Annotated in this window: 13 protein-coding genes and 1 other RNA gene; 3 read left to right on the top strand and 11 right to left on the bottom strand. The window is 70.7% G+C overall.

From position 1 onward, the window contains the following. Nucleotides 1-166: 166 nt before the first annotated feature. The 3 genes from AC07DF_RS37825 to AC07DF_RS37835 form a co-directional block, all read right to left on the bottom strand. Complete coding sequence (locus AC07DF_RS37825) at nucleotides 167-1132, bottom strand: LysR family transcriptional regulator (protein ID WP_478981468.1); 966 nt, start codon at nucleotides 1130-1132, stop codon at nucleotides 167-169. Nucleotides 1133-1215: 83 nt separating this feature from the next. Next, nucleotides 1216-2049 (bottom strand): hypothetical protein, encoded by an 834-nt coding sequence (locus AC07DF_RS37830; protein ID WP_478981470.1) that lies wholly within the window; start codon nucleotides 2047-2049, stop codon nucleotides 1216-1218. A 12-nt stretch (nucleotides 2050-2061) separates the two neighbouring features. Next, nucleotides 2062-2307, bottom strand: a complete 246-nt coding sequence (locus tag AC07DF_RS37835) for a hypothetical protein (RefSeq protein WP_382499985.1) — start codon at nucleotides 2305-2307, stop codon at nucleotides 2062-2064. 210 nt (nucleotides 2308-2517) lie between these two features. On the opposite strand from AC07DF_RS37835, the gene AC07DF_RS37840 reads away from it, so the two are divergent. Beyond that, the gene (locus AC07DF_RS37840; RefSeq protein ID WP_478981473.1) at nucleotides 2518-3726 is read left to right on the top strand and encodes an MFS transporter; all 1209 of its coding nucleotides are present in this window, start codon (nucleotides 2518-2520) and stop codon (nucleotides 3724-3726) included. Nucleotides 3727-3802: 76 nt separating this feature from the next. Next, nucleotides 3803-6019, top strand: coding sequence for an alpha-xylosidase (yicI, locus tag AC07DF_RS37845; RefSeq protein WP_478981475.1), 2217 nt, complete (start codon nucleotides 3803-3805; stop codon nucleotides 6017-6019). A gap of 62 nt (nucleotides 6020-6081) precedes the next feature. On the opposite strand, the gene ssrA is transcribed toward yicI, so the two are convergent. From ssrA to ftsE, 5 genes are all read right to left on the bottom strand, one after another. Beyond that, nucleotides 6082-6485: a transfer-messenger RNA gene (gene ssrA, locus AC07DF_RS37850) on the bottom strand. A gap of 120 nt (nucleotides 6486-6605) precedes the next feature. Then, complete coding sequence (gene smpB / locus AC07DF_RS37855) at nucleotides 6606-7085, bottom strand: SsrA-binding protein SmpB (protein WP_478981477.1); 480 nt, start codon at nucleotides 7083-7085, stop codon at nucleotides 6606-6608. 46 nt (nucleotides 7086-7131) lie between these two features. After that, a complete protein-coding gene (locus tag AC07DF_RS37860) occupies nucleotides 7132-8301 on the bottom strand; it encodes a S41 family peptidase (protein WP_478981479.1) in 1170 nt (389 codons plus the stop codon). Between the two features lie 68 nt (nucleotides 8302-8369). Next, complete coding sequence (gene ftsX, locus AC07DF_RS37865) at nucleotides 8370-9287, bottom strand: permease-like cell division protein FtsX (RefSeq protein ID WP_382499996.1); 918 nt, start codon at nucleotides 9285-9287, stop codon at nucleotides 8370-8372. 39 nt (nucleotides 9288-9326) lie between these two features. Beyond that, entirely contained in the window at nucleotides 9327-10016 is a 690-nt protein-coding gene (gene ftsE / locus AC07DF_RS37870) for a cell division ATP-binding protein FtsE (protein ID WP_184593314.1), read from the bottom strand. A 220-nt stretch (nucleotides 10017-10236) separates the two neighbouring features. Here ftsE and AC07DF_RS37875 point away from each other — a divergent pair, with 220 nt between their 5' ends. After that, nucleotides 10237-10428: a hypothetical protein gene (locus AC07DF_RS37875; RefSeq protein WP_261683029.1), complete on the top strand. Its 192-nt coding sequence runs from the start codon at nucleotides 10237-10239 to the stop codon at nucleotides 10426-10428. 105 nt (nucleotides 10429-10533) lie between these two features. On the opposite strand, the gene AC07DF_RS37880 is transcribed toward AC07DF_RS37875, so the two are convergent. The 3 genes from AC07DF_RS37880 to AC07DF_RS37890 form a co-directional block, all read right to left on the bottom strand. Next, the gene (locus AC07DF_RS37880) at nucleotides 10534-11166 is read right to left on the bottom strand and encodes a hypothetical protein (protein ID WP_399025557.1); all 633 of its coding nucleotides are present in this window, start codon (nucleotides 11164-11166) and stop codon (nucleotides 10534-10536) included. 291 nt (nucleotides 11167-11457) lie between these two features. Beyond that, the gene (gene prfB / locus AC07DF_RS37885) at nucleotides 11458-12564 is read right to left on the bottom strand and encodes a peptide chain release factor 2 (protein ID WP_193478387.1); all 1107 of its coding nucleotides are present in this window, start codon (nucleotides 12562-12564) and stop codon (nucleotides 11458-11460) included. 612 nt (nucleotides 12565-13176) lie between these two features. Then, nucleotides 13177-14424 carry a serine/threonine-protein kinase gene (locus AC07DF_RS37890; RefSeq protein WP_478981483.1) on the bottom strand — a complete coding sequence of 416 codons (1248 nt, stop codon included), beginning with the start codon at nucleotides 14422-14424 and terminating at the stop codon, nucleotides 13177-13179. Nucleotides 14425-14429 lie beyond the last annotated feature (5 nt).

Genomic DNA, 14429 nt, shown 5'->3' on the forward strand with positions numbered 1-14429 from the left:
CGCACGCACTTCCCCCCACGGGATGGTTCAGGTGCGCTGACGACCTGAGCACCCGTCGTCGGACCGGGCCCCCTCGCCCGTCCGAGCGCCCCCCATTACCACACCGTGCTCAGGCGTTGAATGTAGCGCACGCGGAGGTTCCGTGTGGACCGCGTACCGAATCGTGTCAGCCGCGAGACGCCACGCGGACATCGTCTCCCGCCGGAATCCAGGCCCCCGCGGGCCTGTCCAGCCACCCTTCCTCGGCCGTGAGCCGGGCCGCGGCCCGTCGCAGCGCGTCGAACGCGGGGTGGGTCAGGCCCCTGCGCCACACCAGCGACACGGGAGACAGCGGAACGGGATCGACCAGGGGCCGCGACACCATCGACGGCAGGGCGGGGAAGCCCACAACGGCCAGGACCGGGTTGCGTGTTCTGGCCATGATCCGCTGGAACTCCTCCTCTCCCACGGCCAGCGGCGCGGGTGGCGCGATTTCGATGCCCCGCCCCTCGAACAGCTGCCGCGCGAGGCCGGTCCACTCGGGCGTGCGCGGATTGCCGGCGCCCGCGTAGACGGTCTCGCCGGCCAGCTCGGCGAGCGGCACCGTCTCCAGCGCGGCCAGCCGGTGGTCCTCGGGCAGCACGACCGCCACCGGCTCGTACCGCACGGGCTGGTGGTCGAGCCCGGCCCGCAGCGCCGGGTCCAGCCCGCCGAACCGTCCGAACGACGCGTCCAGCCGCCCGGCGAGCAGCTCCCCGGCGGCTCCGGTCAGGCCGCTCTCATAGCGGGCCATCAGCTCCTGCCCGGGGGCGAGTTCGCGCGCCCGGTGCAGCACGCGGTGCGGTGTGACCAGGCCCGGGGAGTTGAGGTCCACCAGCAGGGGCCGGGCCTGGCCGAAGGCGGCGAGCAGCTCTTCCTGCGCCCGCAGCACGCGCCGGGCGTACGGCAGCAGCCGTTCTCCCTCGGGCGTGAGCGTCACCTGCCGGGTGGTCCGCACGAACAGCTCGGCGCCCAGCTCCCGCTCCAGCCGCCGCACATCCCGGCTGAGTGCCTGCTGCGCCACGTGCAGACGCACCGCGGCGCGGGTGAAGTGGAGTTCCTCGGCGACGGTGACGAAGGCGCGCAGCAGCCGGGGGTCGAGGTGGGCGGGCATGCGGTGAACCTACAGCGGGGAGCGGCGGGGCGATGCCGCTCCCCGACAGCGCGATGGCACAGGCCACCGATCGCGCAGGAGCTTCAGGAACCGGTGCCCCGCCCGGGAGCCTCGCCCTGCCCCGTGCCCTCGCCGGTGTCGGCGCCGGGCATGTCCCGTGGTCCGGTCTGGCCCAGGCGGTGCCGGGGCATCGAGCGCAGGGGCGGGCGGGTCAGGGTGATCTGGCGGACGACCTGCTGGAAGCAGGCCAGGGCCGCCACACCCGGCAGGGCGGCCGCCGCGGTGCCGAGCACGGTCTTCGGCGCCTGGGCGACACAGAGCAGTACGGCGACGCAGGAGAAGACCAGGACCACACACCAGGAGTGCACGGCACGGCGCTGGTGGAGCGCGGCCCGCAGCACGGACAGCGAGGCCACCAGCCAGGGCCCGTACACCAGCAGGGGCCACCAGCTGCCGAAACTCTTCCCCTCGGGGGACACGCCGACCAGGCGCAAGGGGTCGTAGGCGACCATGCCGCCCAGGAGGCTCACCGCGGAGGCGATGACGGCCGCCAGGGCGGCGACGAAGAGGCTGGTGGTGCGGAGCAGGCCGAGCTTCTTGCGGGTGCGGACCTTGCGGTGGCGCCGGTGGACGTCCCGCACGGGCGGCAGTTCCTCGGTGATGTCTTGGAGCCGCCTCATGTGGACGCCCGGCACCGGGGCGGGTGCCGGCTCCGGGTCCAGCGGGTCCGGGTCCGCCTCCGCCACCTCTTCGCGGGGAACGGGAACCCTCGCCGCCTGCTGCCCCAGGGCCTCCTCGAGGATGAACGCCAGTTCCTCGGCCGGATCCCAGGTCGGGTCCGGTGGAGTCAGGGGGGTGAAGAATTCCCGGGCCGGAGCCCGGTGCCGGCCACTGCCTTCGATTTTATTGTCATACATGGCGTGACCCGACTATTCCGCAAGCGCGAATGCGGGCCATTCCGTCGCACTGATCCACCGTCGCGCAAGATCCTTTTCCAGCACGCTCATGGTGTCGATGAAATCGCGCAGAACCGGCTCGGTCACCTGCAGTGTGACCGGGCAACCGCCGTTGGTGAGCGTGCCGTTGACGGTGGCCGACGAGTGCGCCGGAGCGGGAATGTAGGTGTACGGGCCGAGCGTTACCGCCCAACCATTTTTCCTGGTCGCCTCGGTCATGTACCGACTAACCGTCGGCCCACTTCGGCGGATGCGCGGCAAACGAGTGAAGGATTTCCCGGTTGAGCATCTTTTCCATGCGCCATGAGAAGCATTAGGACTCTCCATATCTCTGTATGAAAAACACGGGGCGGACCTACAACCCAGGTGCGTGAATCCGTGCGGAACAGGTGTTGGACCGCTTGATCACCGCCGGGCGACGGTGGGGGCATGCCGCATCTCACCCCGTACCGCCGCCTCTTCCGCCTGCCGGGCGCCCGCGCGTTCACCGCCGGGAACCTCGTCGCCCGGCTGCCGATGGGCATGTTCAGCGTCAGCGCGGTCGTCATGATCGCCGGGACGCGGGGCTCGTACGCCCTGGCCGGCGCGGTCACGGGGACGGGGCTCGCGGCGACCGCGGTGGTCGCGCCGTGGACCGCGCGGCTCATCGACCGGCACGGCCAGGCCCGGGTGGCCCTGCCCGCGACGGTGATCGCCGTCCTCGGCTCCCTCGCGCTGCTGCTGTGCGTGCGCCACGACGCCCCGGACTGGACCCTGTTCGCCTCCTACGCGGCCACCGCCACGACCCCCAACACCGGCGGCATGGCACGGGCCCGCTGGGCGCATCTGCTGGCCGGCGACCCGAAGGGCCTGCACACCGCCCACTCCTTCGAGCAGGCCGCCGACGAACTGTGCTTCATGCTGGGCCCGGTGCTCGCGGCCTTCCTGTGCGGAACGCTCTTCCCGGAGGCGGGCACGCTCGTCGGCGCGGTACTGCTGCTGACGGGCATGCTCCTGTTCACGACCCGGCGCGCCACGGAGCCGCCGGTCCGCGAGCGGATACCCGCGAAGGCGCCGCTGCGCGCCCCCGGCATGCCCCCGCTGCTCGCGGTCTGCCTGGCGATGGGCGCGGTGTTCGGCTCGACGGAGGTCGTCACACTCGCCTTCGCGGACACCCGGGGACAGCAGTCGGCCGCCGGTGTCGTGCTCGCGCTCCAGGCGGCGGGTTCCTGCATGGCGGGCCTGCTGTTCGGCGCTGTCAAGCCGGCCGACCCGGCCTCGGCACGTCTGCCGTGGTGCGTGGCCGCGATGACCGCGCTGCTGACCCTGCCCCTGCTCGCGGCCGTCCTCACCGGCTCCCTCCTGGCCCTGGCGGGCGCGCTGCTGGTCGCCGGGATGGCGACGGCCCCGACGATGGTCACCACCATGACGCTGGTCCAGCAGCGCACCCCCGAGGGCCGGCTGAACGAGGGCATGACCCTCGCGGTGACCGGCCTGCTGGGCGGCATCGCCGCCGGCGGGGCGCTCGGCGGCTGGACGGTGGAGCATGTGTCGGCCACGGCCGGCTACGGCATCCCGGTGACGGCGGCAGCGCTGGCCCTGGCGTTGTCACTGGTCGCTGCGTCGAATCGCTTCACCAATTGCCTCACTGCCCATTGACGCCCTCACGCACCCCGCATACGTTCGACTGTCGAAGCGCTTCGACATCATGCGCCGGGAAGTTAGGGACCCCCACATGAAGTTCACCGACGGCTACTGGCTGCTGCGCGAGGGCGTCACCGCGGCCCATCCCGCCGAGGTCCTCGACGTCACCGAGTCGGACGACGCGGTGGAGTTCCACGCGCCGACCCGGCCCATCCGCTCCCGCGGCGACCTGATGACCGGCCCCGTCCTGACGCTGCGCGCCCACACCCCCATGCCCGACGTCGTCGGCCTGACGCTGACGCACTTCACGGGCGGGCAGCCCCGCGGCCCGGAGTTCGAGCTCACCGGTTCCCGGCCGCCCGCGCGGATCTCGTACGACGACGAGCACACGACCCTGACCTCGGGCGAGTTGTCGGTCCGGGTGGCCCGCGGTGGCCCCTGGCACGTCGAGTTCGCCGCCCGCGGCCGCACGCTCACCAGCAGCGGACACAAGAGCATGGGCATCATGCGGGACGCGACCGGCGCCCACCATCTGCGCGAACAGCTGGTGCTCCAGGTCGGCACCGCCGTCTACGGCCTCGGTGAGCGCTTCGGCCCGCTGGTGAGGAACGGGCAGGTCGTCGACATCTGGCAGGCCGACGGCGGCACGTGCAGCGAACAGGCCTACAAGAACGTGCCCTTCTACCTCACGGACGCGGGCTACGGCGTCTTCGTCGACCACCCGGGCCAGGTGTCCTTCGAGGTCGCCTCGGAAGTCGTCTCCCGGGTGCAGTTCAGCGCGGAGACGCAGGAGCTGACGTACTACGTCATCTACGGCCCGACCCCGAAGGACATCCTGCGCAAGTACACGGCCCTGACCGGCCGCCCGGCCCTGCCGCCCGCCTGGTCGTTCGGCCTGTGGCTGTCGACGTCCTTCACCACCTCGTACGACGAGGAGACGGTGACGTCCTTCATCGAGGGCATGCGGGAGCGCGAGCTGCCGCTCTCCGTCTTCCACTTCGACTGCTTCTGGATGCGCGAGTTCCATTGGTGCGACTTCCAGTGGGATCCGCGGGTCTTCCCGGACCCGGAGGGCATGCTGGCCCGGCTCAAGGCCCGTGACCTGCGTGTCAGTGTCTGGATCAACCCGTACATCGCCCAGCGCTCCCCGCTGTTCGCCGAGGGCAGGGAACTCGGGCATCTGCTGAGGCGCCCGGACGGCAGCGTCTGGCAGTGGGACATGTGGCAGCCCGGCATGGCCCTGGTCGACTTCACGAGCCCGGCCGCCCGCGACTGGTACGCCGCCAAGCTGGAGGCGCTGCTCGCGCAGGGCGTCGACTGCTTCAAGACCGACTTCGGCGAGCGCGTGCCGCTCGACGTGGCCTGGTCGGACGGCTCCGACCCGGAGCGGATGCACAACTACTACACCTACCTGTACAACCGCACGGTCTTCGAGGTGCTGCGCAAGCACCGCGGCGAGGAGGATGCCGTCCTCTTCGCCCGCTCGGCGACGACGGGCAGCCAGCGGTTCCCGGTGCACTGGGGCGGTGACTGCGAGGCGACGTACGAGTCGATGGCCGAGTCCCTGCGCGGCGGCCTGTCGCTCGGCCTGTCGGGCTTCGGCTTCTGGAGCCATGACATCGGCGGCTTCGAGGGCACGCCGTCACCGGCCCTGTTCAAGCGGTGGCTGGCCTTCGGCCTGCTCTCCTCGCACAGCCGGCTGCACGGCAGCTCGTCGTACCGCGTGCCCTGGCTGTTCGACGAGGAGTCGGTGGAGGTCACGCGCCACTTCACCCGGCTGAAGCTGCGGCTCATGCCCTATCTGTACGAGGCGGCCCGGACCGCCCACACCGAGGGCGTGCCGGTGATGCGGGCGATGGTGCTGGAGTTCCCGGACGACCCGGGGTGCGCGCACCTGGAGCGGCAGTACATGCTCGGCCCTGACCTGCTGGTCGCGCCGGTGTTCAGCGACGAGGGCGACGTCACCTACTACGTCCCCGAGGGCACCTGGACCCACTTCCTCACCGGGGAGACGGTGACCGGCCCGCGCTGGGTGCGCGAACGCCACGGTTTCCTGAGCGTGCCGCTGCTGGTCCGGCCCGGGGCCGTGATCCCGGTGGGCGCGGTGGACGACCGCCCGGACTACGACCATGCCGCCGGGGTGACCCTGCGGGCGTACGGCCTCCGGGACGGCGACAGCGTGACGGTGCCGGTCGGGGACGTGACCTTCACGGTCGTACGCGAAGGGGACACCCTGCGGGCGTCGTGCAGCGATCCGGCGATCGCCTGGGCTCTCGCCGGTGCCGACGGCCCCGATGTCCGGCTGTGACAGTCCGGCCATGACAAAGGCCCCGTCGCTCGGAAGCGGCGGGGCCTGTGCCCACATGGGATGAGTGGAGATGGCGGGAATCGAACCCGCGTCCAACGGTGCGGAAGGAGGGCTTCTCCGTGCGCAGTCGGCTGTGCTTTTCTCGGCCCCGGAGATCACGCCGACAAGTCTCCGACGGGCCCAGTCACTGTTTGGTTTCCCTCTTCACCCCGTGACCGGGATCAAGGTTTAGTCCCCTAGATGATGCCAGGATCCGGGTCGGGAACACCCCCGGGCTGACACTCCCTTAAGTAGGGGAGCCGCTGCTCGCTACCTGAAAATCAGGCAGCGAGGGCGAGCTCGCCCTGGGAGACAGATCGCTTGGAATTGGCGATTATTTTTTTCGGCCTGTGGTTTACGAGATCATGGCCGCTTCCTCGGCACGCTTCCCCTGCTTCGACAGCCGCTGTCGAAACCGATCATCCCCATGTTGATTTTTCAAACCGTGCGCCCTGCGTGGGGTGCAGGTGCCATCGTACGTGACCAACGCGGGTCGGTGCCAGCGTATTCCCCCACCCGCCGGAGACCCCGGGTGACGTGCGGGGACCTACGCTCCCTGCCTCCTGCGCACCGCGGAGACCGCCCGCTCCGTCTCGCGCCGGTCCTGCTTCTCGCGGAGCGTCTGGCGCTTGTCGTACTCCTTCTTGCCCTTCGCCAGCGCGATCTCGACCTTGGCGCGGCCGTCCTTGAAGTACAGCGCGAGGGGCACGATGGTGTGCCCCGTCTCCTGGGACTTGGACTGCAGCTTGTCGATCTCGAGGCGGTGCAGCAGCAGCTTCCGCTTGCGGCGGGCGCTGTGGTTGGTCCAGGTGCCCTGGCTGTACTCCGGCACGTGCACGTTGTGCAGCCACGCCTCGTCGCCGTCGATCTGCACGAAGCCGTCGGCCAGCGACGCTCGTCCCTGGCGCAGCGACTTCACCTCGGTGCCGGTGAGGACCAGACCGGCCTCGTAGGTGTCGATGATGAGGTAGTCGTGCCGCGCCTTCTTGTTCTGCGCGATCATCTTGCGCCCTTTTTCCTTAGCCATAGTGCCGTCCATTTTCGCACTACGGAGGGGGCCGCGGGAAAGCCGATTACGACGGGCCGGCGAGGCCGCGCAGCAGGGTCTCGGCCCGCTGGAGGGCTCCGTCGTCGGTTTCCAGGTCGGGCGTGATGCCCCGGCCGTCGACTCCCCGGCCCGAGGGGGTGCGGTAGTGCCCGACGGTCAGCTCCGCCACGGAGCCGTCGGGCAGCCTGCTCGGCATCTGGACCGAGCCCTTGCCGAAGGTGCGGGAGCCCACGACGAGGGCCCGTCCGCGGTCCTGAACAGCACCGGTGAGAAGCTCGGCCGCGCTCATCGTCCCGCCGTCGACGAGCGCGACCAGGGGTCTCGTGGTGTCGCCGCCGGGGTCGGCGTGCAGGGCGCGCTGTTCGCCGTCGACGTCGTAGGTGGCGACCAGGCCACCGTCGAGGAAGGCGGAGGCGGCGGTGACGGCCTCGGTGACCAGGCCGCCGGAGTTGCCGCGCAGGTCGAGGACGATGCCGGCGCCGCGCGGGGCCTGCCGGACGGCCGCGCGGATCTGGTCGCCGGAGCCCTTGGTGAAGGTGTCGACCCTGATGACGGTGACCGAGTCGGCGACTTCCCGGACGCTGACCGAGTCCCTGGAGAGCTGGGCGCGGCGCAGGGTCTCGCTCCACGCGCGCGTGCCGCGCTCCAGACCCAGCCGGACGGTGGTGCCGGCGGTGGCTTCGGTGGCGTCCCCGCGCAGTAAGGAGACGACCTCGGTGACGGGCCGCCCGTCGGTCTTCGCGCCGTCGACACTGCGCAGCAGGTCCCCGGGGCGGATCCCGGCGGTGGCCGCGGGCGAGCCGGAGCGCACCTTCGTCACCTCGATACGGCCGTCCCGTTCGCTGCGGGCCCACAGGCCGACGCCGGTGTACTGGCCGTCGAGGGAGTCCTCGAACTCCTCGTACTCGCCCTGGGAGTAGACGGCGCCCCAGCGGTCTCCGCTGCGGCTGACCGCGCGCTTCGCGGCCTCCATCGGGGACTTGCCGTCGGCCATGGCCTCCTCGGCGGCCCTGGCGACATCGGCGTGGCGCCCGGCCGGGATGGCCGAACGGGCCTCGTCCGGAGCGGACTTGCGGTCGGCCTGAGGGAGGGACCCGGTGGCCGCTCCGGCGACGAGCACGCTCGTGAAGAGCAAGGTCAGGGCGGCCCCGCGGCGGATGCGGCGGGGCTGACAGAACGGGTCACGACCTGACATGCCGGTGAGTCTAGGACAAGGGGAAGGGCCGTACGGTCTGTTGTCCGTACGGCCCCTGTTGGCATGCGTCACACCTTCAAGTACTTGCGCAGCGCGAAGAACGCGGCCAACGCGGGCATCAGCAGGCTCGTGGCGAGGATGAGCGGCAGCTTGGTCAGGACCGCGTCCCAGCCGATGAAGTTGATCAGATTCAGCTTCTCGGACAGCGCCAGACCGTGGTCGATGATGAAGTATCTGGCGACCACCAGGAACCCGCAGGCGACCGTCCCGCCGATGAGTCCGGCGACCGCGGCCTCCATGATGAACGGCGCCTGGATGTAGAAGCCCGAGGCGCCGACCAGGCGCATGATGCCGGTCTCGCGCCGTCGGCTGAACGCCGAGACGCGCACGGTGTTGACGATCAGCATCAGCGCGACGACGAGCATCAGCGCCATCACCGCCCGCGCCGCCCAGTTCATACCGTTGAGCAGCCCGAACAGGTTATCCAGAATGCCCTTTTGATCCTGAACGGACTGAACGCCGTCCCGCCCGTCGAAGGCGGTCGCGATGACCTGGTACTTCTGCGGGTCCTTCAGCTTGATGCGGTACGACTCCTGCATCTGGTCCGGCGTGAGGGAGCTGGCCAGCGGGGAGTCGCCGAACTGCTCCTTGTAGTGCTTGTACGCCTGGTCCTGGGACTCGTAGGTGACCTTCTCGACCACGCCCATCTTGCCGAGGTCGGTCTGGATCTGCTTCTTCTGGTCGTCGGTCACCGCGCCCTTGGCGCAGTTGGGGTCGGACTCGGCGTCGCTCTTGTTGCAGAGGAAGACCGAGACGTTGACCTTGTCGTACCAGTAGCCCTTCATGGTGTTGACCTGGTCGCTCATCAGGAGCGACCCGCCGAACAGGGCGAGCGACAGGGCGACGGAGACGATGACGGCGAAGGTCATCGTCAGATTGCGGCGGAGACCGACGCCGATCTCCGACAGGACGAACTGGGCGCGCATGGCGACTGGTTATGCCTTTCCGTGATCTAGGGTGCGGTCTCAGTGCTGGTAGCCGTAGACACCGCGGGCCTGGTCGCGGACGAGGCGGCCCTTCTCCAGTTCGATGACGCGCTTGCGCATCTGGTCGACGATGTTCTGGTCGTGCGTGGCCATCACCACGGTCGTGCCCGTCCGGTTGATGCGGTCGAGCAGCTTCATGATGCCGACGGAGGTCTGCGGGTCGAGGTTGCCGGTGGGCTCGTCGGCGATGAGCAGCTTGGGCCGGTTGACGAAGGCCCGCGCGATGGCGACGCGCTGCTGCTCACCACCGGACAGCTCGCCGGGCATCCGGTCGTCCTTGCCGCCGAGGCCGACGAGGTCGAGCACCTGGGGGACGGACTTGCGGATCTCGCCGCGCGACTTGCCGATGACCTCCTGCGCGAAGGCGACGTTCTCGCCGACCGTCTTGTTCGGCAGCAGGCGGAAGTCCTGGAAGACCGTCCCCAGCTGGCGCCGCATCTGCGGCACCTTCCAGTTGGAGAGGCGTGCGAGGTCCTTGCCCAGGACGTGCACCTGCCCGTGGCTGCACCGCTCCTCGCGGAGGATCAGCCGCAGGAAGGTGGACTTTCCGGAGCCGGAGGACCCCACGAGGAAGACGAACTCGCCCTTCTCGACCTCCAGGGAGACATCCCTGAGGGCGGGGCGGGTCTGCTTGGGGTAGACCTTGGAGACGTTGTCGAATCGGATCACGGATGCACCACGGGTCGCCGGGGGTAGATGAGCGTGACCATACGCGAACCGGGGAGCAGACCGCAGTCACCGACAGTGGTTGCGCAAGGGATGTGCCGTTTTGTACGTCCCTGTGAGAGCGAGCCGCGCGCCCTCCGGAGGAACCTGGCACAGTGGAGAGGGAACGTTCGCACCCGCACGAGCGTTACATACAAGGAACCGGCGCAAGGAGGGCGAGCGCATGACGTACGACCGGTTGGTGTGCGCGAACTGCGCGGCCCCCGTGAGCGAGGGCAGGTGCCCCGTCTGCCGCGCGAACCGCGAGCGGCTGCAGCAGGAGAACTTCCTCGCGAATCTGAACCCGATGACGCTGATCGCACTGCTGACGGTGCTGATCGCCGCGGTGGCGCTGCTGGCGCACCAGACCGCGTAGCACTCGCGGAACACCACACCACAGACACGGCCGAGGGCCCGGAGCGATTCGCTCCGGGCCCTCGGCTTCGCGCTGTGCCTACGGTCCGTACGGACGCGGCTACCGTCAGGCGGCAGCCCCGCCGCGGCCGCCCACGAGGCGCGGCAGGAGGCGGAAGCCGACACCGCCGGCGATCATCGTGGCGGCGCCGATCACCAGGAAGGTGGTCTGCGCGGCACCCGTCTCGGCGAGCTCCGCGCCGTTGCCCTGGGCCTGGGCCTGGCCCTGCGGGGCCGCCGGGGTGGAGTCCGAGCCGGTGTCCGTGATGGAGGAGGAGCCCTCCTCCTGCGGGGAGGTGCCGCCGTCGGGGTCGGTGTTGTTGCCGCCGCCGTTGTTGCCACCGTTGCCGTTGCCGTTGCCGCCGCCGTTGCCGTTCCCGTTGCCCGGGTCGGTCGGCGCGTCGGTCGGGTCCTCGGTCGGCTCGGTGGGCTCGTCCGTGGGCTCCGTCGGCTCGTCCGTGGGCTCCTCGGTCGACGGCGGGTCGGTCGGGATGTCCGTGGGCGGGTCGGTCGGGATGTCGGTGGGCGGGTCCGTCGGCGTCGGGACCGGCGTGGGCGACTCGTTGGCGCACAGGATGCCGAGCAGGCAGTCCTCGGCCTCCGCGGCGGATGCGGCACCGGCGGCGGTCAGCGAGGCACCGGCCGCGATCACGGCGCCGGCCGCTATCCGTGCGACACGGATCCGCGTCTTCTTCGTCATATGGTTGCTACCCCCAGTAGCTCATCGTCATTAGGCATCGCTCGGGGCTGTGCTCGACGGGGAAAGCTGCGGTGAAGAGGCCCCCCGGTTCACATGCGCCCCAGAGACACGCATGCCGCGCTTTACCCTTCCCATTTTTCAAGAACACGTCAAGGGCGTTTGCGGGCGCCATGTCCAACTCTGGGAGCTATGCGGAGAGTCGAACTCTGTGAGTGTGATGTAAAACCCAGACATCCGGGCACAGAAAAGGCAACTGCCGTGCCCATGGCGGCAGTTGCCTTGTCGACAAACTTACTTCTCCTGCTGCTTGCGCCAGCGAATTCCGGCCTCGAGGAATCCGTCGATCTCGCCGTTGAACACGGCCTCGGGGTTACCGACCTCGCACTCGGTACGCAGGTCCTTGACCATCTGGTACGGGTGCAGCACGTACGAACGCATCTGGTTGCCCCAGGAGTTGCCGCCGTCGCCCTTGAGGGCGTCCATCTTGGCCTGTTCCTCCTGGCGGCGGCGCTCCAGCAGCTTGGCCTGGAGCACGTTCATGGCCGTCGCCTTGTTCTGGATCTGCGACCGCTCGTTCTGGCAGGAGACGACGATGCCGGTGGGGATGTGGGTGAGGCGCACCGCGGAGTCGGTGGTGTTGACGCCCTGGCCGCCGGGGCCGGACGAGCGGTACACGTCGACCCGCAGTTCGGACTCGTCGATCTCGATGTGGTCGGTCTGCTCGACCACGGGCAGGACCTCGACGCCCGCGAAGGAGGTCTGGCGGCGCCCCTGGTTGTCGAACGGCGAGATGCGCACGAGCCGGTGCGTGCCCTGCTCGACGGAGAGCGTGCCGTACGCGTAGGGCGCCTGGACGGCGAAGGTGGTCGACTTGATGCCGGCCTCCTCCGCGTACGACGTCTCGTAGATCTCGGTCTTGTAGCCGCGCTGCTCGGCCCACCGCAGGTACATGCGCTGGAGCTTCTCGGCGAAGTCGGCGGCGTCGACGCCACCGGCCTCGGCGCGGATGTTCACCAGGGCCTCACGGGAGTCGTACTCGCCGGAGAGGAGGGTGCGGACCTCCATCTCGTCCAGCGCCTTCTTCACCGCGGCGAGCTCGGACTCGGCCTCGGCGCGGGTGTCCGGGTCGTCCTCCTCCTCGGCCATCTCGAAGAGAACGCCCAGGTCGTCGAGGCGACCGCGCAGGGCCTCGGCCTTGCGCACCTCGGCCTGGAGGTGGGACAGCTTGCTGGTGATCTTCTGCGCCTCATCGGGGTTGTCCCACAGGGACGGCGCGGCCGCCTGCTCCTCGAGCACGGCGATGTCTGCCCTCAGCTTGTCGAGGTCCAGAACGGCCTCGATCGACTCCATGGTCGAGGAGAGGGACTTGAGCTCTTCGGATACATCGACGACTGCCACGCCTCCAGCGTAACGGCTCCGCCCGGCGGCCATCGCCGGGTGGGCGCGCGGGCTGCCGAAGGCGCGCCGGGCTCCGCGCCCCGGCCGGGGGTCGGGGCGGGGCGCGAGTACCGGGTGCCCGGCGCCGCCCCCGGGGGGCAGGGGGGCCGGGTGCCTTGTCCCCGGAGTCCCGGCGGGGCGGGGCCTGGCGTGCCGACGGGACGGCGTCCCGGCGACGCGAGTCCCGGCACGGCGGGTCTGGCGTGCCGACAGGACGGCGACGCGACTCCCGGCAGGGCGGGTCTGGCGTGCCGACAGGACGGCGACGCGACTCCCGGCACACGGCGGCACGGCAGCACGGCAGCACGGCAGCACGGCAGCACGGCGGCACGGCGGCACGGCGGCACGGCGGCACGGCGCAACGGGGCACGGTGCTCCGACGGAACTGCGGGCTCGGACACCCGGCGGCGGCAGACCGGCCCGCGCTCCGACCGTCATAGCCCCACCCCAGCATGGCGTTCAATGCCGCGGGCATCGGGCCGGCGCCGGTTCTCGGAACGGGTCGAGCAGAACGCGGAGCCGAGTTCCCGGTCCGGCGGCGGCGCACCCGGACCCCATCGAAGACCCGGCCCGTCAGGGCGACTGCGGGGCCGAGTTTCTCGTGTCCTGGGGAGGGGTGCTCGCGTCGTCGTCCGACGTGGACAGCCATACCCCGACGCCGATCGCGGCCACCAGGGCGACCGCGCCGGCTCCCAGCGCCACGCGACGGCGCCGGGCGGCGGCGCGGTTGCGGGCCGAGCCGGGCCGCGGCGTGCCCGACGTGCGCGGGGCGCGGGCCGTGCCGTGGGCGCCGCCGGCCAGTTCGTCAGGAGCCGGGACGCGCATCGAGGTGTGGGTGTCCCGGTTGGAGTCGGCCGGTTTCGCGCCCGGGACCAGGGGGACCGCGCCGCGTCTGCGGACCCGCTCCCCGGCCGGTGCCGGTCCGGCCGGCTGCTCCTCCCGGTCGTCCTCCTCGGCGGACTCCGTGTCCGGCTCGTCGACCTCCAGCGGCGGCATGCCCGCCAGCATCGGCAGCAGTTCCCGCAGCCGCGCCCCGAGCTCCGAGGCCCGCAGCCGCGAGGCCGGTGCCTTGGCCAGGCACTGCACGAGCAGCTGCCACAGCTCGTCGGGGATGCCGGGCAGCGGGACGACCGTCTCCGTGACGTGCCGGCGCAGCACCGCGCCCGGATGGCCGCCGCCGAACGGGGTGAAGCCCGCGAGCAGCTCGTACAGCACCGTGGCGAGCGCGTAGATGTCGACGGACGCGCGCGGGGGCAGGCCCTCGACGATCTCCGGGGCGAGGTAGTCCGGCGTGCCGATGATCTTCGTGGCCTTGGTCCGGCGCGGGGTGTCGATGAGCTTCGCCACGCCGAAGTCGGTGAGCAGCGCGCGGTGGGAGCCGCCGGGGCCGAGCGGGCCCTGCATGTCCAGGAGCACGTTCTCCGGCTTCACGTCCCGGTGCACGACACCCGCGGCGTGCGCGGCCGCCAGCCCGTCGGCGATGTCGGCCGCGATCGCCACGGCCGCCTCGGGCGGCAGCCGGCGTTCCCGCTCCAGCCGGGTCCTGAGGTCCGTACCGCGGACGAGGTCCATGACCAGCGCCAGGTCGTTGCCGTCCACCACCAGGTCGCGCACGGACACGACGTGCGGGTGCTCCAGGCCGAGCAGCGCCGTCCGCTCCTGCACGAAGCGTCCGACGAGTTCCTGGTCGGACGCGAGGTCCTCGCGCAGCAGCTTGATGGCGACCGGGCCTTCGGGACCCTCGCCCAGCCACACCGTGCCGGCGCTGCCCCGCCCCAGGATCTGGTGGGCGGTGTACCGGCTGCCGATCTTCCGTGCCAAGGCTG

The organism is Streptomyces sp. NPDC044719 (genome assembly GCF_056433405.1).